The organism is Rhodoferax sp. LS1R11 (assembly GCF_056521395.1).
The window spans coordinates 47,608-68,026 of the sequence record NZ_JBWMAW010000010.1 but is presented as its reverse complement, the minus strand read 5'-3'; the positions used below and the strand labels follow the sequence as shown (position 1 = coordinate 68,026).

At 58.9% G+C, this 20,419-nt stretch carries 20 protein-coding genes and 1 tRNA gene; 8 read left to right on the top strand and 13 right to left on the bottom strand.

The genetic code is table 11. The annotated features are described in order from the left end of the window. The first annotated feature begins 1 nt into the window (after position 1). Positions 2–1,495, top strand: a complete 1,494-nt coding sequence (locus AC097N_RS13125; RefSeq protein WP_479581529.1) for an aminotransferase-like domain-containing protein — start codon at positions 2–4, stop codon at positions 1,493–1,495. Positions 1,496–1,579: 84 nt separating this feature from the next. Here AC097N_RS13125 and AC097N_RS13120 read toward each other — a convergent pair whose 3' ends face one another. The 5 genes from AC097N_RS13120 to lptF form a co-directional block, all read right to left on the bottom strand. Continuing rightward, positions 1,580–2,740 (bottom strand): pyridoxal phosphate-dependent aminotransferase, encoded by a 1,161-nt coding sequence (locus AC097N_RS13120; RefSeq protein ID WP_479581527.1) that lies wholly within the window; start codon positions 2,738–2,740, stop codon positions 1,580–1,582. Between the two features lie 5 nt (positions 2,741–2,745). Then, positions 2,746–3,699 (bottom strand): CysB family HTH-type transcriptional regulator, encoded by a 954-nt coding sequence (locus AC097N_RS13115; RefSeq protein ID WP_479581525.1) that lies wholly within the window; start codon positions 3,697–3,699, stop codon positions 2,746–2,748. 66 nt (positions 3,700–3,765) lie between these two features. Further along, entirely contained in the window at positions 3,766–4,167 is a 402-nt protein-coding gene (locus AC097N_RS13110; RefSeq protein ID WP_479581523.1) for a sirohydrochlorin chelatase, read from the bottom strand. Between the two features lie 4 nt (positions 4,168–4,171). Further along, positions 4,172–5,278 (bottom strand): LPS export ABC transporter permease LptG, encoded by a 1,107-nt coding sequence (gene lptG / locus AC097N_RS13105; protein ID WP_479581521.1) that lies wholly within the window; start codon positions 5,276–5,278, stop codon positions 4,172–4,174. Further along, positions 5,275–6,396, bottom strand: coding sequence for an LPS export ABC transporter permease LptF (gene lptF / locus AC097N_RS13100; protein WP_479581519.1), 1,122 nt, complete (start codon positions 6,394–6,396; stop codon positions 5,275–5,277). Before lptF ends, lptG begins: the two co-directional genes overlap by 4 nt. An 81-nt stretch (positions 6,397–6,477) precedes the next feature. On the opposite strand from lptF, the gene AC097N_RS13095 reads away from it, so the two are divergent. The 5 genes from AC097N_RS13095 to AC097N_RS13075 all read left to right on the top strand — a co-directional run bounded on the left by AC097N_RS13095 (position 6,478) and on the right by AC097N_RS13075 (position 10,115). Beyond that, positions 6,478–7,923 carry a leucyl aminopeptidase gene (locus AC097N_RS13095; RefSeq protein WP_479581517.1) on the top strand — a complete coding sequence of 482 codons (1,446 nt, stop codon included), beginning with the start codon at positions 6,478–6,480 and terminating at the stop codon, positions 7,921–7,923. Between the two features lie 7 nt (positions 7,924–7,930). After that, positions 7,931–8,362, top strand: coding sequence for a DNA polymerase III subunit chi (locus AC097N_RS13090; RefSeq protein ID WP_479581515.1), 432 nt, complete (start codon positions 7,931–7,933; stop codon positions 8,360–8,362). Continuing rightward, positions 8,362–8,676: a hypothetical protein gene (locus AC097N_RS13085; RefSeq protein WP_479581513.1), complete on the top strand. Its 315-nt coding sequence runs from the start codon at positions 8,362–8,364 to the stop codon at positions 8,674–8,676. The genes AC097N_RS13090 and AC097N_RS13085 overlap by 1 nt, the downstream gene beginning before the upstream one ends. Before the next feature lie 113 nt (positions 8,677–8,789). After that, positions 8,790–9,920: a branched-chain amino acid ABC transporter substrate-binding protein gene (locus AC097N_RS13080; RefSeq protein ID WP_479581511.1), complete on the top strand. Its 1,131-nt coding sequence runs from the start codon at positions 8,790–8,792 to the stop codon at positions 9,918–9,920. A 105-nt stretch (positions 9,921–10,025) separates the two neighbouring features. Beyond that, a tRNA-Ser gene (locus tag AC097N_RS13075) sits at positions 10,026–10,115 on the top strand. A 225-nt stretch (positions 10,116–10,340) separates the two neighbouring features. On the opposite strand, the gene AC097N_RS13070 is transcribed toward AC097N_RS13075, so the two are convergent. The 6 genes from AC097N_RS13070 to AC097N_RS13045 form a co-directional block, all read right to left on the bottom strand. Continuing rightward, positions 10,341–12,653: a catalase gene (locus AC097N_RS13070; RefSeq protein WP_479581509.1), complete on the bottom strand. Its 2,313-nt coding sequence runs from the start codon at positions 12,651–12,653 to the stop codon at positions 10,341–10,343. 60 nt (positions 12,654–12,713) lie between these two features. Continuing rightward, the gene (locus AC097N_RS13065; protein ID WP_479581507.1) at positions 12,714–13,001 is read right to left on the bottom strand and encodes a hypothetical protein; all 288 of its coding nucleotides are present in this window, start codon (positions 12,999–13,001) and stop codon (positions 12,714–12,716) included. 14 nt (positions 13,002–13,015) lie between these two features. Beyond that, the gene (locus AC097N_RS13060; protein ID WP_479581505.1) at positions 13,016–13,207 is read right to left on the bottom strand and encodes a hypothetical protein; all 192 of its coding nucleotides are present in this window, start codon (positions 13,205–13,207) and stop codon (positions 13,016–13,018) included. A gap of 20 nt (positions 13,208–13,227) precedes the next feature. Further along, complete coding sequence (locus tag AC097N_RS13055) at positions 13,228–13,713, bottom strand: hemerythrin domain-containing protein (protein ID WP_479581503.1); 486 nt, start codon at positions 13,711–13,713, stop codon at positions 13,228–13,230. A 148-nt stretch (positions 13,714–13,861) separates the two neighbouring features. Next, positions 13,862–14,638, bottom strand: coding sequence for a hypothetical protein (locus AC097N_RS13050; protein ID WP_479581501.1), 777 nt, complete (start codon positions 14,636–14,638; stop codon positions 13,862–13,864). A 635-nt stretch (positions 14,639–15,273) separates the two neighbouring features. Next, on the bottom strand, positions 15,274–15,690 hold the full coding sequence (locus tag AC097N_RS13045; RefSeq protein WP_479581499.1) for an ElaB/YgaM/YqjD family protein: 417 nt from the start codon (positions 15,688–15,690) through the stop codon (positions 15,274–15,276). 394 nt (positions 15,691–16,084) lie between these two features. Here AC097N_RS13045 and AC097N_RS13040 point away from each other — a divergent pair, with 394 nt between their 5' ends. Further along, positions 16,085–16,291: a hypothetical protein gene (locus AC097N_RS13040; protein ID WP_479581497.1), complete on the top strand. Its 207-nt coding sequence runs from the start codon at positions 16,085–16,087 to the stop codon at positions 16,289–16,291. Positions 16,292–16,602: 311 nt separating this feature from the next. Here AC097N_RS13040 and AC097N_RS13035 read toward each other — a convergent pair whose 3' ends face one another. Further along, a complete protein-coding gene (locus tag AC097N_RS13035) occupies positions 16,603–17,514 on the bottom strand; it encodes an SPFH domain-containing protein (protein ID WP_479581495.1) in 912 nt (303 codons plus the stop codon). Positions 17,515–17,557: 43 nt separating this feature from the next. Next, a complete protein-coding gene (locus AC097N_RS13030) occupies positions 17,558–17,983 on the bottom strand; it encodes an NfeD family protein (protein WP_479581727.1) in 426 nt (141 codons plus the stop codon). A gap of 141 nt (positions 17,984–18,124) precedes the next feature. Between AC097N_RS13030 and AC097N_RS13025 the strand changes: the two genes are divergently transcribed. Next, on the top strand, positions 18,125–20,413 hold the full coding sequence (locus AC097N_RS13025; protein WP_479581493.1) for an Orn/Lys/Arg family decarboxylase: 2,289 nt from the start codon (positions 18,125–18,127) through the stop codon (positions 20,411–20,413). Positions 20,414–20,419 lie beyond the last annotated feature (6 nt).

The following is a 20,419-nucleotide window of genomic DNA, read 5'->3' as shown; positions in this document are numbered from 1 at the left end:
CATGCCCACCAGCACCCCACCCCCATCTCGGCCTGCGCGTGACGCGTCGCACCCGCTCTACCAACGGCTGGCCGCTCATTACCGCAGTGCCATTCACGCGGGCTCCTTGGTACCGGGCGACCGCATGCCCTCGCTACGCGGTCTGATGCGCCAGCACGACATCAGCCTGTCCACCGCCATGCAACTGAGCCGCCACCTGGAGAGCGAAGGCTGGCTGGAGGCGCGCCCGCGCTCGGGCTACTTTGTGCGCCGCCCCTTGCGCAGCACGCTGGCGGCGGTGACCGAGCCGCGCATGAACGTGACGCCCGACCCGGCGCAATACGTGGGCATCCACGCGCGGGTGTCCGACTTCATTGCCCGCGGGCGGCTGCACATGGTCAAAACCAACCTGGCCGTGGCCCGCTGCGCACCCGACCTGTACCCGGCCGAGGCCTTGAAGCAGGCCGCCATGCGCGTCCTGCGCAAGCGGCCCCAACTGCTGGTGAGCGCCTCGTCACCCAAGGGCAACCCCGAGTTCCGCGCGGTGCTGGCCAAACGCGCGCTGGCGCTGGGCATGACCTTGTCGCCCGACGACGTGCAGATCACCAACGGTTGCATGGAAGCCCTGAACCTGGCGCTGCGCGCCGTGGCCCAGCCCGGCGACACCATTGCGGTGGAATCGCCCACCTTTTATGGTTTGCTGCAGGTGCTGGAAGCGCTGGGCCTGCGGGCTTTGGAGATTCCCACCAGTGCGCAGAGTGGCATCTCGATCGACGCCCTGGACATGGCCTTGCAGACCTACACGCAGATCAAGGCCGTGGTGGTGGTGCCCCACCTGCAAAACCCGCTGGGCAGCATCATGCCGGACGCGCACAAGCAGCGCCTGGTCGCGCTGTGTGAGGCCAATTCAGTCGCGCTGATTGAAGACGACACCTACAGCGAGCTGGTCAGCGAACGCACCCGGGGCGAGGCGCCCTTGCGCGCCATGAAGTCCTGGGACACCACGGGCAACGTGATTTACTGCGCCTCGCTGCACAAGATTCTGGCGCCCGGCCTGCGCTTGGGCTGGATGGCGGCGGGGCGCTGGCAGGCGCGGGTGGAGATGCTCAAATTCACCCTAAGCCGCAGCAACGAAGAACTGTCCCAACTGGCCGCGGCTGATTACATTGCCTCACCCGCCTATGACCGGCATTTGCGCAAACTGCGCAGCATCCTGTTTTTGCAGCGCGAAAAAACGGCCGAGGCCATTGCCCGCTATTTTCCAGAAGGCACGCGCCTGACGGTGCCTGACGGCGGGCTGTCCCTGTGGGTGGAGTTGCCGCAAAAGCTCTCCAGCAAAGAGGTGTTTGACGCCGCCCTGCAGGCCCAGATTCTGGTCACGCCCGGCCTGATGTTCTCCAACTCGCTGCGTTTTGACCCCTATCTGCGCATCAACTGCGGCTGGCCGCACAACGAGGAGGTGGAGCTGGCCCTCAAGCGCCTGGGTCAGATCGTGGCGGACTTGTTGAAGTCATAAGAAAAATTTATACCAAATAGGCCTGTAGCCCCCGTACAACGGGCGGGAGTAGCTATTAATTCAATAGCAAAGTCTTGGCGACGCCTAAAGCTTGGCCAGCCGGTCCAGCGCCGCGTGCAAGGTCTCATCCTTCTTGGCGAAACAAAAGCGCACCACGCGCTGGTCGAACCCGTCGCCGTAGAAGGCTGATAAAGGAATCGCTGCCACGCCGATCTCGGTGGTGAGCCATTTGCAGAACTCGGTTTCCCCCAGGTCGCTCACGTCCGAGATGTCCACGCACTGAAAGTAGGTGCCCTCGCTGGGCAGCAATTTGAACTTGGTGCGCTTGAGGCCCTCGCGAAACAGATCGCGCTTGCGCTGGTAAAACGCGGGCAGCTCCAGATAGGGCTTGGGATCCGCCATGTACGAGGCCAGCCCGTATTGCACCGGCGTGTTGACCGTGAACACATTGAACTGGTGCACCTTGCGGAACTCGGCGCTCAGCGGCGCCGGTGCGGCCACGTAGCCCACTTTCCAGCCGGTCACGTGGTAAGTCTTGCCAAAACTCGACACGATGAAGGCGCGCGCCGCGAGACCCGGAAAACGCGCTGCGCTCTGGTGCTGCTGCCCGTCAAACACCATGTGTTCATAGACCTCATCGCTGATCAGCAGCACCTCGGTGGGCGCCAGAATGTCTTGCAGGCGCAGCATGTCGGCCTCGGTCCATACCGTGCCACTGGGGTTGTGCGGCGAGTTGATGAGGATGGCGCGGGTCTTGGGCGTGATGGCCGCGGCAATTTTGTCGAAGTCAGGGCGAAACGTGCCGGGCGTCAAGGGCACGCGTACCACCACACCACCGGCCAGTTCAATGTTGGGCACGTAGCTGTCGTAGCACGGCTCCAGCACGATCACCTCGTCACCCGGATGCACCACAGCCAGAATGGTGGTGATGATCGCTTGCGTCGCCCCAGCCGTGATGGTTATTTCGGCTGCAGCGCTGTATTCACGGCCGTGTAGTGCTATTATTTTTACAGCAATGGCCTCACGCAGCACCGGCACGCCGGTCATGGGTGGGTACTGGTTCAGGCCTTGTTGCATGGCGCCGGTTACCACGTCCACCAGCTTGGGGTCACAGTTGAAATCCGGGAAGCCCTGGCCCAGGTTAACGGCATTTTTCTCCGCCGCCAGGGTGGACATGACGGTGAAAATGGTGGTGCCCACCTTGGGCAGGCGGCTTTGAAGCGTGGGGGTGTGTACGTTCATCATGAAGATTACAGTTCGTAGTCGTCCACATGGCCCGACATGGCGCGGGCCACCAGATCGCGGTTCAGGCGGTCACTCAGCAACTCGGCAAATTTGTAGACAAAGTTGCGCAGGTAAGCGCCCCGTTTGAAGGCGACGCGCGCCACGTTCTGGCCAAACAAATGCCCGGCGGGGCGCACCACCAGATCGCTCTTGGCGCCATCGGCCACCACGTCGCGCACGGCCATTTCAGCGGCAATGCCCACGCCCAGACCGAGGCGCACGTAGGTCTTGATCACGTCCGAATCGATAGCTTCCAGCGCAATGCGCGGCTCCAGCTTGCGGTTGGCAAAGGCATGGTCGATCTTGGTGCGGCCCGTGTAAGACGGGTGGTAGGTGATCAGGGGCTCCAGCGCGATGTCTTCGAGCGTGATGTGTTCCTTCTGGCACAAGGGGTGACCCACCGGCAGCACCAGCACGTGTTGCCATTCGTAGCAGGGCAGGGTGACCAGTTCGGTGTAGCCCGCGAGCGACTCCGTGGCGATGCCGATCTCGGCCACTTCATCAATCAGCATGCGCGCCACCTGGTCAGGCGATCCCTGGTGCAGGCTGACGTTGACCTTGGGGTAGGCCTGGCGCAGCTTGGCCACCGGCTCGGGCAGCACGTAGCGGGCTTGCGTGTGGGTGGTGGCAATCGACAGCGTGCCACTGTCTTCGGCGCTGTATTGCTCACCGATGCGCTTGAGGTTGTTCACCTCCCGCAGGATGAGTTCAATGCTTTTGAGCACGTGCTGGCCGGGCTCGGTCACGCGCTTGAGGCGCTTGCCGTGGCGGGCAAAAATCTCGATGCCCAGTTCTTCTTCCAGTTCGATGATGGCCTTGGACACCCCGGGCTGGGAGGTGTGCAAGGCCTTGGCGGCCTCGGTCAGGTTGAGGTTGCGCCGCACAGCTTCCTGGACAAAGCGGAATTGATGTAAGTTCATATCAAATTTCTACTAACAGAGAAATTTATTATGCCCCAATCGCATATATCAGCAAACAGTGAATCTTCAGGACAAGGCAAGCTGGGCCATGAGTTCGATCATTTGGGTCTGCTCCCCAATGGCCGGTTTTAGATCAAACGCAATATGGGGGTGGCTCACCTGCAGGGCTTGCATGATCAGCGGCAAGTCTTCACGCGCGTGCTTGCCTACCCCGAGAAACATGGGCACGATGGTGATGGTTGTAACGCCCAGGGTAGCCAACTCGGCAACGCTGGCGGGCAGGTCAGGCGCCATCAGCTCCAGGTAGGCGCAGCGCACCTGCACCTCCGGCGCAATGAAGGCAATCTGGCTGGCCACCGCCTCGATCGGTTTGCACCACAAGGGGTCGCGGGAGCCGTGGGCAAACAAAATGGTGCCGCGTTTGGTATCGATCGTCATCACACACTGGTTCTCGTTGTTGTAGGTCAAGGCGCTACCGCCTCAGTACCAGCCACCCGAACGCCGTCAGGGACAGCAGGGAGTAAATCATGCCCGGCAACGCGGCGGTCAGCCAGGGCTGCCAGTTTTGCAGGTTGCCGATGTAGCCAAAAACGTTGTTGAGCAAAAAGAAACTGATGCCCGCCATGACGCCGCCGAACACATAGGTGGCAATGCCGCCCGAGCGAAAGTGGAGGTAGGCAAAGGGCAGGGCCAGCACCACCATCACCAGGCAGCTCAAGGGGTAAAACACTTTTTTCCAGAACTCGATCTCGTAGCGCTGGGCCGTCTGGCCATTCGCGTTCAGATGCTGGATGTACTGAAACAAATCAATGGTGGCCATGCGTTCTGGCTTCAGCACAGCGGCAGATACCATCTCGGAGCTGATCTGGTTGGGCCAACGGAAGCTGTCCAGATGGGCGCGCTCGATGTGGGCCGTGTCGGCACTGCGGGCCGGGAACTCGGTGCGCTCCACTTTGCTGAGGTTCCAGGCCTCATCCTCACCGAAACGGGCGGTTTCAGCCTGCGCCATCGACACCAGAAAGCCCTGGCTGTCAAATTCAAAAATGCGCACACCCTGCATGCTGCCGTCCGGGGCCAGTGCGTTGATGTTCACCGCATACTGGGAGTAGCCCTGCCGTTCCTTGAGCCAGGCCCCGGTTTGCCCCACCGTGATGTTGCCCTGAAAACGCGCCTTGAGGAGTTGCCCGGCGCGGTCGGCAGCGGGGGCCATGTAGTCGCCAATGGCAAAGGTCAGCAACACAAAACCCAGGCCCAGTGTCATCAGGGCCTTCAAGGCCCGCACAGGACCCAGCCCGCTGGTGCGCAGAATGGTGAACTCCGAACTCTGCGCCAAACGGGCCATCACAAAAATAGTGCCTATCAGCACCGCAATGGGCAGCAGTTCGTACAAGTGGCTGGGCACCATCAAGGCCACATACGCCAAAGCGTGCACTAGTTTGTATTCGCCGGCCGCGTGGCGGCCAATGGACTGGACCTCTTCCACAAAGTCAAAAAAGAAAAACAGGGAAAGAAACCCGAGGGTGACAAACGCCACCGCCACAAGCACCTCGCCGTAAAGCAGTCGTCGGATGGTCTTCACGTCGCAGGCTTTCGCAAATGAGGGGCTGGGATGGAACGCGGCGGGAACAGCGTACGCCAGTGCCAATTGTTATGGCCCTTGGCCAGCCACAGCAGGCTCATGACCAGCGCGCTGCCGTGCAGGGCCAGCATCAGGGCTCCAAAGGAGAGTTGCCCGGTGGTGATCCAGTTCTGGCCCAGATTGAGCAGGTTGTAATAAAGCACGAAGGCAAACATCGCAAACACCAGGTTGGTGCTGCGGCCCACCCGCGGATTGACACTGGAGACCGCAACGCCGATCACCACAAAATTGATGGCCGCCAACACCAGGCCAATGCGCCAGGACAACTCCGCCAGGTTGGGACGCGTCAGGTCCTTGAGCAAGGTCAGCGTGGGACGGGTGTTCACAGGGGCCGCGTCGGTGCCCGCCAAAGCATCCGCCCCGACCTTGGTGCCGTACTCCTCAAACTCGCTGATCTTCAGGTCACTTTTGCCGATGACGCTTTCCAGTCGCTGCCCGTTGTTGAGCATCAGGAAGCGGTCCTGTTCCACGGTCTGGATCCGGCCGCTGCGGGCTGATGTGATGGTCTCCTTGCCGTTTTCGGTCGTGGCAATGAACACGTTGGAACCCGTCTTTTTGCCCGTGGCGTCTTTCTCAACGAAAAACACCCGTTTACCCCCGGCAGACTCCTGGAACTGCCCGGGCTGGATGCGCTCGATATCGCCGCGCTTTTCATACTGCTCCTTCATGCTGTCGATGCGCTGGTTGGTCCATGGCAACACAAACACGGCAAGCGCCATCACCACCAGCAACACCGGCCAGGCAAAGCGAAACAGTGGGCTGAGCAGGGAGGACAAGCCCCGGCCGCTGGTGAACCAGATCACCATTTCACTGTCGCGGTACATGCGTGACAGCGTGGCAATGATGGCGATGAACAGGCTCATGGTCAAAATCGTGGGCATGTACGCCAGCACCGTGTAGCCCATGACCAGCATCACGTCAGACGGGTTGAAGCTGCCACGCGAGGCCTGCCCCAGCGTGCGGATCAGCGTCATGGTCATGACGACCGTGGCCAGCGCGATCAGCGTGGCGCCAAAACTGCGCGCAAGCTCCTTGCGAATGGAGGAATGGAATAACATTGGTTGAGAATTTGCAGGACAGGCAGCAGCCAGGGTGAGCTGGGCAAGCGTTGTCCTCTACTAAATGGGAATACCTGAATTATGAACTTTGAACTCAAGACACTCGACCTCGCCAGCGCGGCCAGCGAAAAATGTGACGCCCTGATTGTCCTGTTAACCCAAACTTTCAAACCGGGCAAAGATGTATTGTCATTGCTGGCAGCCCAGGCATTCAAGGCGGGGGATCTGCAAAACAAACCCGGCAAGACCCTCATGGTCTACCGCCCCACCGGCATGGCCTGCACCCGCACCGTTTTGGCATGTGTGGGAGACGGCTCGGCCAAAGACGTGCGCCAGGCCATCACCACGGCGGTAGCGGCGGTGAAAGCGCCCAACCTCAAAAAGGTCGTTATCTGTTTTGCAGTCGTGCCCCAGGACCGTGCCGTGCAGGCCGCGGTACTGGCCAGCGCCGATGCCAGCTACGTCTACACCACCACCAAATCCAAACCCGAGGGCAGGGCGCTCCAGCGCGTTGTTGTCGGGGTGCCCGCAGGCACGAAGTTCAAGCCGGTGTTTGACCAGGCCGTTGCCGCAGCCACGGGCATTGAATTTGCCAAGGAATGGGCCAACCGGCCTGCCAACCACGCCACCCCCACGGTGCTGGCTGACGCCGCCAAGTCCTTGGCCAAGATGCAGCACATCAAATGCGACGTGTTGGGGCCCAAAGAAGTCGCCAAACTGGGCATGGGCTCGTTCATGGCCGTGGCCCAGGGGTCTGATGAACCCTTGCGGTTTATTGTGCTGCGCTACGACGGCGCCGCCAAGACCGAGGCGCCCACCGTCTTGGTGGGCAAAGGCATCACGTTTGACAGCGGTGGTATCTCCATCAAGCCCGCGGCAGAAATGGATGAGATGAAGTTTGACATGTGCGGGGCCGCCATTGTCCTGGGCGTGTTCCGGGCCCTGGGCGAGTTGAAACCCGCCATCAACGTGGTGGGCCTGATCCCCTCCTGCGAAAACCTGCTGAACGGCCGGGCCGTCAAACCGGGTGATGTCGTCACCAGCATGAGCGGCCAGACCATCGAGATCCTCAACACCGATGCCGAAGGGCGCCTGGTGCTGTGTGATGCATTGACCTACGCCGAGCGCTTCAAACCCCGTGCAGTGGTCGACATTGCCACGCTCACCGGCGCGTGCGTGGTGGCCTTGGGTGCCGTGCGCAGTGGCCTGTTTTCAGCCAGCGACGACATGGCCAATGCGTTGATGGCCGCCGGTGAGGCGTCTTCGGACCTCTGCTGGCGCATGCCGTTGGACGACGAGTACGCCGAAGGTCTCAAGACCAATTTCGCCGATGTGGCCAATGTGGCCGGTCGCGCCGGGGGCGCCATCACGGCGGCCAAGTTCCTGCAGCGGTTCACGGGCAAGTTCCCCTGGGCGCATCTGGACATCGCTGGTACCGCCTGGAAAGGCGGCACGGCCAAAGGTGCGACGGGTCGACCCGTGGCTTTGCTGCTGGCGTACCTGTTGGGCACGGGTCAATCCAAGTAATGCCTCCATGACTGAAGTCGCATTTCATTTCAACGCCCCCGACAAGGTGGCTTACGCCTGCCGCCTGTTGCGCAAAGCAGCAGGCAGTGGCGCCACGGTGGTTGTCACCGGGCCACCCGCAACGCTGCAGCAACTTGATGTGGCACTGTGGACTTTTTCACCGACCGATTTCGTGCCCCACTGTTTTCTCGACAGCGACGCCCGGGTCGTCGCTGCCTCGCCTGTGGTGCTCGCGCCTTCAACCGATGGGGTACCTCATCAACAGGTGCTGCTCAACCTGGGGCAATTGGTGGCAGGCGGTTTTGAAAGTTTTGCGCGCGTGATTGAAGTGGTCGGGCTGGATGATGAGGACCGCCAGGTGGCGCGCGGCCGGTGGAAACACTACATAGATCTTGGCTACCCCATCACCCGCCACGATTTGAACCTGAAGTCCGCTTGATGACCAACCCAGCACCTCGCAACTTGCCCAGATTTTTGCCCACTCTGACCGAAGTGGTGCATACCGCCAGCCTGCCTCGCACCAATGTTGCGCCCACCCCGGACCTGGAGGACACCGTGTGGTTTGTCATGCAGCGGGTTGACATGGTGATCGAGCGCCGCTTGCGGGAGGAACTCGACGCGATGTTGCGTACCGTTGTGACGGAACAACTACAAACATTGGGTGCACGCCTTCGGCAGGAACTTGAGGGAGTCGTCCGGGAAGCCGTCAGTGAGGCTCTAAAGACCCAAATCGATTTGCATAAGTCGAATTAATACGGCATTACCCTCCCGGGTTGGTGTCTTCCCTATGTTTGTGGCCCATTAATTGCGTTATCGTGCCGGTGTTGAATTGTTGAATTCACATTTTTTATAACTTGGAGTTGTCTATGCAAATGAAGTTGAAAATTACCGTTGCTGCTGCGATTGCCGCTGCCGCTGGCGTGGCCCTGGCTCAGGACATGGTCGTCAAGATCGGTCACGTTGCCCCGATTTCAGGTGCGCAGGCGTCTTACGGAAAAGACAACGAAAATGGTGCACGCATGGCCATCGAAGATCTGAACGCCGCAGGCGTCATGATCGGTGGAAAAAAAGTCAAGTTTGAGCTGGTGGCCGAAGATGATGCGGCTGATCCCAAGCAAGGTGCAGCTGTTGCACAAAAACTGTGCGATGCCAAAGTCGCCGGTGTTGCTGGTCACCTGAATTCAGGCACCACCATCCCCGCCTCCAAAATCTACAACGATTGCGGTATTCCTCACATTTCGCCATCGGCAACCAACCCAAACCTGACCAAGCCTGGTTACAAGACCACGTTCCGTTTGTTGGCCAATGACAATGCCTTGGGTGCGGGTCTGGCGTTCTACGCAGCGGATGCCCTGAAACTCAAGCGCATCGCGGTCATTGATGACCGTACCGCTTACGGCCAAGGCGTTGCTGAAGTGTTCAAACGCACGGCAGCCACCAAAGGCATCACCATCGTTGACGAGCAGTTCACGACAGACAAGTCGGTTGACTTCATGTCCATCCTGACAGCCATCAAGGCCAAGAACCCCGATGGCGTGTTCTTCGGTGGCATGGACCCACAAGCGGGTCCCATGCTCCGTCAGATGGAGCAACTCGGTCTGAGCAACGTCAAGTACTTCGGCGGCGACGGCATCTGCACCATGGACCTGATCAAACAGTCCGCTGGCGCCAAGACGCTCGAAAACGTGATTTGCGCTGAAGGCGGCGCTTCTCTGGAAAAAATGCCCGGTGGCTCCGCTTGGAAAAAGCGTTACGACGCCAAGTTTCCTGGTCAGTTCCAGGTTTACAGCCCTTATGTGTACGACGCAGTTCACGTGCTGGTTGACGCCATGAAGCGTGCCGGCAGCGCTGATCCCAAGGTCTACACGCCATTCATCGGCGCGACGAACTACAAAGGCATCACGACCAATGTGCAGTTCGAGTCCAATGGCGAGTTGAAGAACCCCGCCATGACGCTGTACACCTACAAGGGTGACAAAAAGATTGCTTTGAACTAAACAAGTTCGACAGCAATAAAAAAGCCACCTTCGGGTGGCTTTTTTTTGCGCTTCAGGTGCTTGTGGCTGAAATCGGCTTTGGCTCGGGTTAAAATACGAGTCGCTGGATCGGTGGATGAGCGGTTTAAGTCACACGCCTGGAAAGCGTGCGAGGGGTAAAACCCTCCGCGGGTTCGAATCCCGCCTGATCCGCCAGTAAAATGAAAAAAGCCCTTGTAAATCAAGGGCTTTTTTTTGACCAATCACTGCGACTATCAAATTAATCAAGACTGCGTTGCCGCGTGAATTGAAGGCAACTGCATGACCCTGAGCGAACAAGGCTGAAGGCCTCTCCACAACAATCCCACAGTCGAAAAGCCTTCGATGCCTGCTGGTGCGAGGTGATGGATTCGAGTTGCCGACGTCGAGGATGTGCATCGCTCAGGATGCCAGCGCGTCAGCCTCACGTTCGGGATGACGGTGCCTACCCAGCGCGGTGATGAACTCTGCCACCGCGTGGTCCGCTTTGGCTGCGGGTCCAATCACGATGCCCGGATCTGCGTCGCCGTTTGCAAGTGTAGTCGCGACGCCAGCCCGCTCGATCAGGGCTTTCGAGGCCCCGAGCGAGAGGATGGTCTTGCCATGCCGGTACTGGTTCGAGATGAAGTCCATCACTTCCATGCGAGCGCCAAGAACTTTCACCCCGCCGACACCGTCGGGCAGCACGAGCCCGTCAAACAACACGGGTGCCGAGTTCTCAAGCGTTCCGGTCGCTTCGAAAGCGTCACCGTCCAGGGGGTTGACAGGCCCCAACCGGGGAGCAAGCAGGTCCACCTTAGCACCTGCCGCCAGTAGCGCCGCTTGCACGGTCGCGATCGACTCTCCGTCCACGCCATCGGCCACCAGGATGGCAACGCTGCGCGATCGGATGCCACCGTCTCCAGGCAAGGCGGTGAGCGACAGCGCCACCGAGGTAGTGACCTCGGGGGCTGCGGGATTCGCCAGCACCTTCGGCATCGCCGGCGGCACCTTGATGCCCAGCCCTGAGGCAACGGTCGCGGCGAGTTCAGCAGACACATTGACCAGCGAGGAGACCATGCGCTCGCGGATCGCTGGTACGGTGAGTTTGCTCAGCTCGAAGCGGAAGCCGCCCGCGATATGCGCCTTCTCCACAGGGGTCTGGCTCTCGTAGAACAAGGTGGCCTGGGTGTAATGGTCGGCAAATTTTTCGGGCTTGCCGCGCAACTTGTCACCCTCAACCGGTTGCGGGAACGAGACAAAGCCCGCCGCGCCGGCCTGGAACGGGCATCCGCCGCCGAGCGAGTTGGGCTCGTACGCGACCCGTCCCCGTGGAATGGCCTGGCGGTGTAATCCGTCGCGCTGGTTGTTGTGCACCGATGCCAGCGGCGCATTGATCGGGATCTCGTGAAAATTCGCTCCACCCAGCCGTGTTATCTGCGTGTCCAAGTAGGAGTGAATGCGACCGGCGAGCAACGGGTCGTTGCTGAAGTCGATGCCCGGTACGACGTGCGCGGTACAGAACGCCACCTGCTCGGTTTCGGCAAAGAAGTTGTCCGGATTACGGTTGAGCACCATGCGACCCACCGGCGTCACCGGCACCAGTTCTTCGGGGATCAGCTTGGTGGCATCGAGCACGTCGAAGCTGAAGCCCTCCGCCTGCGCCTCGGTGAATATCTGTAAGCCGAGCTCCCATTCGGGGTACTCGCCCGCCTCTATGGCATCCCACAGATCTCGGCGATGGAAGTCGGAATCGGCGCCAGAGATCTTCACTGCCTCATCCCACACGAGAGAATGCGTGCCGAGCTTGGGTGTCCAATGGAACTTCACGAAGTGCGACTCCCCCTTGGCATTGACCAGCCGGAAAGTATGCACGCCAAAACCCTGCATCATTCGCAGGCTACGCGGTATGCCACGGTCAGACATCACCCACATCAGCGTGTGCGTGGTCTCGGGCATCAGCGACGCGAAATCCCAGAAGGTGTCGTGCGCCGACGCAGCCTGCGGCATGCCGTTGTGCGGTTCAGGCTTCACAGCGTGAATCAGATCGGGAAACTTCATTGCATCCTGAATGAAGAAGACCGGGATGTTGTTGCCTACCAGGTCCCAGTTGCCCTCGTCTGTGTAGAACTTGACTGCGAAACCTCGCACGTCGCGCGCTGTGTCGGTTGAGCCGCGCTCGCCGGCCACGGTGGAAAAGCGCACGAAGACCGGCGTGATCTTGCCAGCCGCCTGAAACGGCGCCGCGCGGGTGAGCTCCGTGAGTGGCTGATAAGCCTCAAAATAGCCGTGTGCCGCTGAACCGCGCGCGTGCACGATACGCTCAGGGATGCGCTCGTGGTCGAAGTGAGTGATCTTCTCGCGCAGGATGAAGTCTTCAATCAGCGTCGGCCCACGGAGTCCGGCCTTTAGCGAGTTCTGGTTGTCGCCGATCGCCACACCCTGGTTCGTCGTCATCGCCTGGTCCGACGCGTCCGAGCGCGCGAGGTCGAGGGCGTCAGTCTTGGATGACGCATTGAACTCGCTCAGCGTGCTGGCCGATGCCGCGGACGAGCTGTTTGACATGCTGGCGCCGCGTGAAGGTGCAACGGCGTTCTCGCGGCCGAACTCACTTGCCTTGCTGGTATTACAAGGTATCGCCGAGGCCAGGGCCTGCGCAGCTGCTAGTTGCTCCGCCAGCGTAGAAACCTCCCGCCGCGTGTTGTCTGTTCTCTTGGACTTGGTTGTTGTCTTCATTGGGCACCTCGTGATGGTGGAAGTTAAAAAACTCGAATGAGCCGTCACCTGCTGCAGGGATCAGCCGCCTGGGGGTGGACGCTTGCCGCCGGGGCCGGAAACCAGGCGGGCGCGGAGCTTCGCGTCCAGGCCAGGGGTTGCATGCATGTCGGTATCGACTAGACCGGCGTCTATGTCGCGCTTGGCCTGGACCATCAAGGGATCAGGCACTGCGGCCGTGGCGGCGGTTGACTCGTCGCGCTCGTGAGGTAACGCCAGACCTGCGGCCGACAGGGGCGCTTTTGCGCCACGCGGCTGTGTGGCCTGCTGGCGCCCGACCGGACGCCTGGTTCTTGGGTTCATGGACATATGGCAACCTCCACTTAGTGACTGGTGAACTGGGCCTGCAAGGCCCGATTCGCACCGGGGTTTATGGCGCGGTCGTACTCGGGGTCTTCCGGGACAGGGGCAGGAATCGGCCCCTCGTCGGGGTCGACGGGTGGCGCACCCGGCCCGAACTCTTCAGGCACGTCGTTGTTCGGGTGATGCGGCTTGTGGAAGTGGGCGCGAGACATGGTGACGTCTCCGCTTCGAATCAGGCGGCCTGGGCCAGCAGCTCATCCTTGCGAGCGGCCATACGTGCACCGAGGTCGATCATGTCGAGCGAAGTCGCCTTGGCCTTCGGGAACATCTCGGTCTGCTCTTCCTTGACGTGGTGCTTCACATACTCCGACAGCACCTTAACTTTGGCGTCGTACATCTCACCGCCGGACTCCTCGCCCTGAAGTTGCGCGATCAGGTCCTTCACGCCTGCGTGTTCCACAGTCGCCTCGGGCACCAGCAACTTGTCCTTCAACGCCGCCTTCACAGCCGGGTAGAAGATTTCTTCCTCGATCTGTGCGTGCACGCTGAGCGTCGTGCAGATCTCGGCGACCAGTGCCTTCTTCTTCGGGACAGAACGAGTCTTCTCGTACTCAGAAAAAAGCTGGCTCACTGCTTCGTGGTCGGCCTTTAGCAGCGCGATGGCGTCCTTCGGTGTGGGCTTGACATTGTCGGAGGCGGTGGTCTTGGTGGCGGTCATGGGGAGTCCTTGGATAGGTTGGGGAGAGGGATGTGTAGTCAATGCACAAACAGCGCGATCAAAATGATGATCGGGATGGGGATGCCGAGAAATAGAAGAATCAATGAGCGCATGGATGTCTCCGGTAGTTGGTGATTGGAAGCGGCGATCAGATGTCGCGTTGGCGGCCGCCGTAGGTCGCACTGAAACTGGCGGCGAATGCCCCGATGAGTAGCGAGATGAAGAGCCACAGCGCCGCGTACGCGGACGCCTTGCGCGCCTTGTTGGCGGTGTCCTTCGCTGCGGTTTGGGTTTCGGTCAGCTTTGTCTGCAAACGCGTATACGTCTGCATCACGCGTTTTTCCGCTTCCTCTTGGGACAGGCCGGTGCGTTGTGCGACTAACTGGCCAACATAACGCGTGTCCTCGGGACTCGGGTTTCCACTGCCAATCGTGCTCATAAAAATACGGCCCACTTCTGCTACCGTCGGGCCAGTCGCGGTCTCGGGTGACGCCGCTGTACCGGCCCCGTCCTTGCGAAAAAGTGCGTCAACGAAATAGCCCATCGGCCAGTTACCACCATCAGCTTCGGTGGCGCCAGCATGGGACACAGTCGCAGCTGTGGCCACTCCTGCAGACACCGTCGCACCCGCCTGCACGCCACCGCCCAGGATGGACCCGATTGCAGTGGTCAATAACGCGGCCGTCGCAAGTGATGCAATCGCCCAGGCCAGAAAGCCATGTGCAGTGTCCCGAAAATAGACCTCATCCGTATGGACAGAAACCCACTTGGTTCGCAAACGGCCAGCCAAATAGCCGCCCATGGCAGATGCAATAAGTTGGGTCAGCGTCAACCAAATGATGGTAGACACACCGAATGTTGTCGCGCTGACACCGTCGCGGGCCCATGGCGAGACCGAGGACAGCCCCAGACCGACACCGAGCATGAGAAGGATAAGAGATAGAGCGGCAGCGGCAGCGGCGCCAGCGAGGATTGCACCCCAGGATACTGCGCTCGCAGCGACGGGATGATCTTCAAAAACCGCCGCTTGCATGGGGCGAAGGCGCCCGAGTTCGTCTGGGGTTGGTGTATAAGCCGTGGCCATAATGATTCCCGAAGTTGAGTGGAGCGATGTTGTGCCAAAGCACCGGATTTCGGTATCGGACCAAGGTCCGACGCAATGTAGGAATAAGCGCAACGCTGTTACATCTCGTCGGCGGATTGCCTGCCTGTGGCGCACAACACGGCGGGAAGATTGGAACCGTGCCTAACGAAAGGTTTTTGTTCGCCTATCCGGAGTTCTGCGCTGGCGAATCAATGAGTGCTTTCCAATTCGTTCGTCAATGTGCGTAATCAAGCGCGGGTTGATATGGGGATGCTGCGCGAAAGCAGCACCCCATGACGGGAAAGGGTATTGATGCGTATGACCGTTGGCGCAGACGCGCAGAAAATTGCGTCTGGCCATGTACGCCGTGGTGGAACCCGTCAAGCCGCTGGCCGAACCGCCGTCGACAAGGAAGGGAAAGCGCCCCACGCAGAGTTGGTGTGGACGGCAGAGGGGAGGATGCACCTAACGCTGAGTTATCGACGCGAGATCAACATCCCCAACAATATGCCAACGCCAGCGGCGACTGCCATCGACTGTAGCGGGCGCTCTTTCACATAGTCGGTCGTTACACCAACACCATGGTTAATTTGCTGAGTTACATCCTTGGCCATGCCCTTGGCCGTCACTTTGGCGGATTCAATCTTCGCAAGAATTTTCTCCTTGGCCGCACTCAATTCAAATTCAGACAAAGTAGCAAAACTTGAAGTCAATTCATCAAGGTCAGCTCGCAAACTGGTTACTTCCTCTTTGGCAACTGCACCGATTTGTTTGCCGAACTCCTTGGCCGCATCTAGCACATGCACTGCGGAGGTACCGCTGTGTCCTGCCATCTCTTCGGTAGCACCAGCGGTGGTGGCAGCATTTTTGTTAGGAAAATTAAATGTATCCATGGATCTCTCCTATGACGTGTGTAGGTAAATATCTGCGGTTGAATGGGTGACGTTTAAGCATGCGCCGTGCTAAACACAAATAAACAAGCGGCAATCAACGCAGCGTTGTATTGAATGCAGTTGGATGATTGGAAATAGCACAAATTATTCTTGCCGAAAAATGAATATGCGTCTGTGTGATATCACACAGACTTAACTGCCTTGCGTCCTTATATTTGGAGCGTCGCGCATGCTTTGATGCATGAATTTCCCGTCTTCTTCTATCCACCGGGGAGACTGACATGATGGTTGCCAGCCAGTTACCCAAGCTCAAGACCCCTTCGCAGCGTCGGGTCGAGTGCCACGTCCGGTAGCAGCTTTAATCATCGCCGTGCGCGGCAAAAGGAATCCCGACATGTCCAACCCTTGGTTGAAAAAGAATCCTTTCATGAGCATATGGCTCAGCGAGGCGAACCGAATAACTGCGTCATTACGCGGGCAAGCGACTGCGCAGGCAAAGCGCCAGATCAACGCGGCAGTGACCCAAGCGGCCAAGGACGGTGTGAACCAGTTATTCGAAACACCGGTCTCACCCAAGGCGAAGCCCAAACGACGTCGCTGAATGTCGCTCCGCGCGGGCTACGTTATGGGCCACGGGGTACTGGCCGCAAGAGGGTGTGGGGCGCGGTCTACCTGGATGCGTCAGGCTAGTTGTTCAAAAATAAATGCGGCATCTCACGCGTGCGTGATGGCTCAATTCATTACCAGAATGTCGCCGTCGAAGATGCCGACCCCAATCATGATTAATTTCACTACGGCAAGTGCAGCATCTGAGAGGGGTATTTGATGTTCATGTCGAGTTGTGAGAGCCAGACATACACCAACCCGCAGTTTTCAAATGAAGGCTGCAGGTTTTTTGTTGCCTAGAACTGTTTACGCGCGCTGGGCTTGCACCATTTTCATGGCCGATGAAATAAGGGCGGACACTTCGGTCATGTTGCTGGGCACGATCAGTGTTGTCGTGGCGTCAGCCGCTACTTTGGAATAGGCGTCTACCGCCTTTTCAGCCACTTTCAGCTGCACGGCCTCGGCGCCGCCGGGCTGGCGAATGGCAGAGGCAATGCGTTCAATGGCCTGGGCCGTGGCCTCGGCAACCGCCGTAATGGATTGGGCATCACCCTGCGCCTTGTTGATCACGGCCTGTTTTTCACCTTCAGAGCGGGCGATAAAGGCTTCACGTTCGCCGGTCGCAATGTTGATCTGCTCCTGGCGACGGCCTTCCGAGGCGGCAATCAGCGCGCGCTTCTCGCGCTCAGCCGTGATCTGCTGCTGCATCGCGTGAAGGATTTCCTTGGGTGGCGTCAGGTCCTTGATTTCATAGCGCAGCACCTTGACGCCCCAATTCAGGGCTGCTTCGTCAATGGCCTGCACCACTTGTGCATTGATGATGTCTCGTTCTTCAAAGGTTTTATCCAGCTCCAGCTTGCCGATCACCGAGCGAAGTGAAGTCTGGGCGAGTTGGGAGATTGCCATGATGTAGTTGCTTGACCCGTAACTTGCCCGCATGGCATCGGTGACCTGGAAATACAGGATGCCATCAACCTGCAACTGCGTGTTGTCCTTGGTGATACAAACCTGACTGGCAATATCCAGGGGAATTTCCTTGAGCACGTGTTTGTAAGCCACTTTGTCCACGAAAGGCATCAAGAAACTCAATCCAGGCGTCAGCGTGCCGTTGTATTTTCCAAGACGCTCCACCACCCAGGCATGCTGCTGGGGCACGACCTTGACCGACTGCGTGATAAACACAGCGGCAATGACAAACAAAATAATCGCAATTTCCATCAGTTTCTCCAGTTAAATGCAAAAGTCCACAAAGGGCCAATTCTCAAATTTTCTTGACGAGCAGACGGCTGCCAACCACTTCCACGATCTTGTACGCGCCAGCGTAAGGCGACTCACCAGCGACGAGCGACACAGCCCAGTTGGCGCCGCGGTACTTCACAGAACCGGTGCCATCTGCGGCCCAGGCGTCCACCATCACCGTTTCACCGACGTCCATGTTGACGTCGTGGTTGGCGCCAGCAGGCGGCGCCGAGGGTGTTTTTTGTTTGTACGCGCGCCAGGCGAGCACAAAGCCGCCACCGACTACAGCCGCAACCACAAGCTGCACCGATGCAGTCGCGCCGAGATGTGCAGCGACAGCCGCCGCTGCCATGCCCAGAGACAGCATCAGCAAATAGAACGTCCCCGTCACCAGCTCGATGGCGATGGCGGCGCCAGCCAAGGCCCACCAGATTGTTGAATCAGCCATGGCTGTCATGAAATCACCTCAAGTTGTGTATCTGTCGCCACATTTTGGGGCAAAAGGAGGGGCGCGCCAGGGCCGTGACTTAATAAGTCCTTACACTTCGCGCCTGATTTACATTTTTCTCTTCCGTGGTTGGAGTTCCCAATGAAATTTCGCTTTCCTATTGTCATCATCGACGAAGATTTCCGCTCTGAAAATACCTCCGGCTTGGGTATTCGGGCACTGGCCCAGGCGATTGAATCGGAAGGACTCGAGATTCTTGGCGTGACCAGTTACGGTGATCTGAGCCAGTTCGCCCAACAGCAAAGCCGCGCCAGCGCCTTTATCTTGTCGATCGATGACGAGGAGTTCACACCGGGGCCCGATCTGGATCCGGCGGTATTGAATTTGCGCCACTTTATTGAAGAAGTACGCCGCAAGAACCTGGATGTGCCGATCTACATCTATGGCGAAACCAAAACATCGCGCCACCTGCCCAACGACATCCTGCGCGAGTTGCATGGCTTCATTCATATGTTTGAGGACACACCAGAGTTCGTCGCTCGTCACATCATTCGTGAAGCGAAAAGCTACCTCGAAGGCGTGCAACCCCCGTTCTTCAAGGCCTTGCTGGACTACGCCGAAAATGGCTCTTACTCATGGCATTGTCCCGGCCACTCGGGCGGTGTTGCCTTCCTGAAAAGCCCTGTGGGCCAGATGTACCATCAGTTTTATGGCGAAAACATGCTGCGTGCAGATGTCTGCAATGCGGTAGAAGAATTGGGTCAATTACTGGACCATGACGGCGCGATTGGCAAGAGCGAGCGCAATGCGGCGCGCATCTTCAATGCCGACCATTGCTTCTTTGTCACCAACGGCACCAGCACCAGCAACAAGATGGTGTGGCACCACACCGTTGCCCCCAATGACGTGGTGGTCGTGGACCGCAATTGCCACGTATCCATCCTGCACGCGATCATCATGACCGGGGCTATTCCGGTGTTTTTGAAGCCGACGCGTAATCACTTTGGCATCATCGGTCCGATTCCGAAAAGCGAGTTCGAGCCAGCGGCTATCAAGGCAAAAATCAAGGCCAACTCTCTGATTCGCGAGCACCTCGCGGACATTGATGTCAACACCATCAAACCCCGCGTGCTGACCCTGACGCAGTCAACCTACGACGGCGTGTTGTACAACACGGAAACCGTCAAAAACATGCTCGACGGCTATGTGGAAAATATCCACTTTGACGAAGCCTGGTTGCCGCACGCCGCGTTCCATCCCTTCTATGGCACCTACCACGCGATGGGCAAAAAGCGCGCGCGCCCCAAGCACGCCATGGTCTACGCCACACAGTCCATTCACAAATTGCTGGCGGGTATCAGCCAGGCCAGTCATGTGCTGGTTCAGGACTCCCAAACCGTGAAGCTGGACAAACACCTCTTCAACGAAGCGTATCTGATGCACACCAGCACCAGCCCGCAGTACAGCATCATTGCCAGCTGCGACGTCGCTGCCGCCATGATGGAACCACCCGGTGGCACCGCACTGGTGGAAGAGAGCATTGCCGAGGCCCTCGATTTCCGCCGTGCCATGCGCAAAGTGGACGAAGAGTACGGCAGCGACTGGTGGTTCAAGGTCTGGGGACCGGACAAACTGGTGGATGAAGGCATTGGCCGCGCCGATGACTGGATCATCAAGGGTGAATCAGCCAAGGCCAAGGCGGGTGTCAACTGGCACGGCTTTGGCAAAATGGCCACCGGCTTCAATATGCTCGACCCGATCAAGTCGACCATCGTCACGCCCGGCATGGACTTGAACGGCAAGTTCGCCAAGACCGGTATTCCAGCCAGCATCGTGACGAAGTTCCTGGCGGAGCATGGCGTGGTGGTTGAGAAAACCGGCCTGTACAGCTTCTTCATCATGTTCACCATCGGTATCACCAAAGGTCGATGGAACAGCATGTTGACAGCGTTGCAGCAGTTCAAGGACGATTACGCGAAGAACCAGCCGATGTGGCGCATCCTCCCCGAGTTTTGCCAGAAGTACCCCAAGTACGAAAACATGGGTTTGGCCGACCTGTGCCAGCATGTGCACCAGTTGTACGCCAAGTACGACATTGCCCGTCTGACCACGGACATGTATTTGAGTGACCTGACACCCGCCATGAAACCCAGTGACGCCTATGCCCATGTGGCGCTTCGCAAGACCGAGCGTGTGGAGATTGACCATCTGGAAGGCCGCATCACGGTGGGCCTGGTGACACCCTACCCACCAGGCATCCCCTTGTTGATCCCTGGCGAGGTGTTCAACAAGAAGATCGTAGACTATCTCAAGTTCTCACGCGAGTTCAACGCGCAATGCCCGGGTTTTGAGACTGATATCCATGGCTTGGTGGAAGAAGAGGGTGCCGACGGGCTCACCCACTACTACGCTGACTGCGTCAAGCCCTGACCGTCA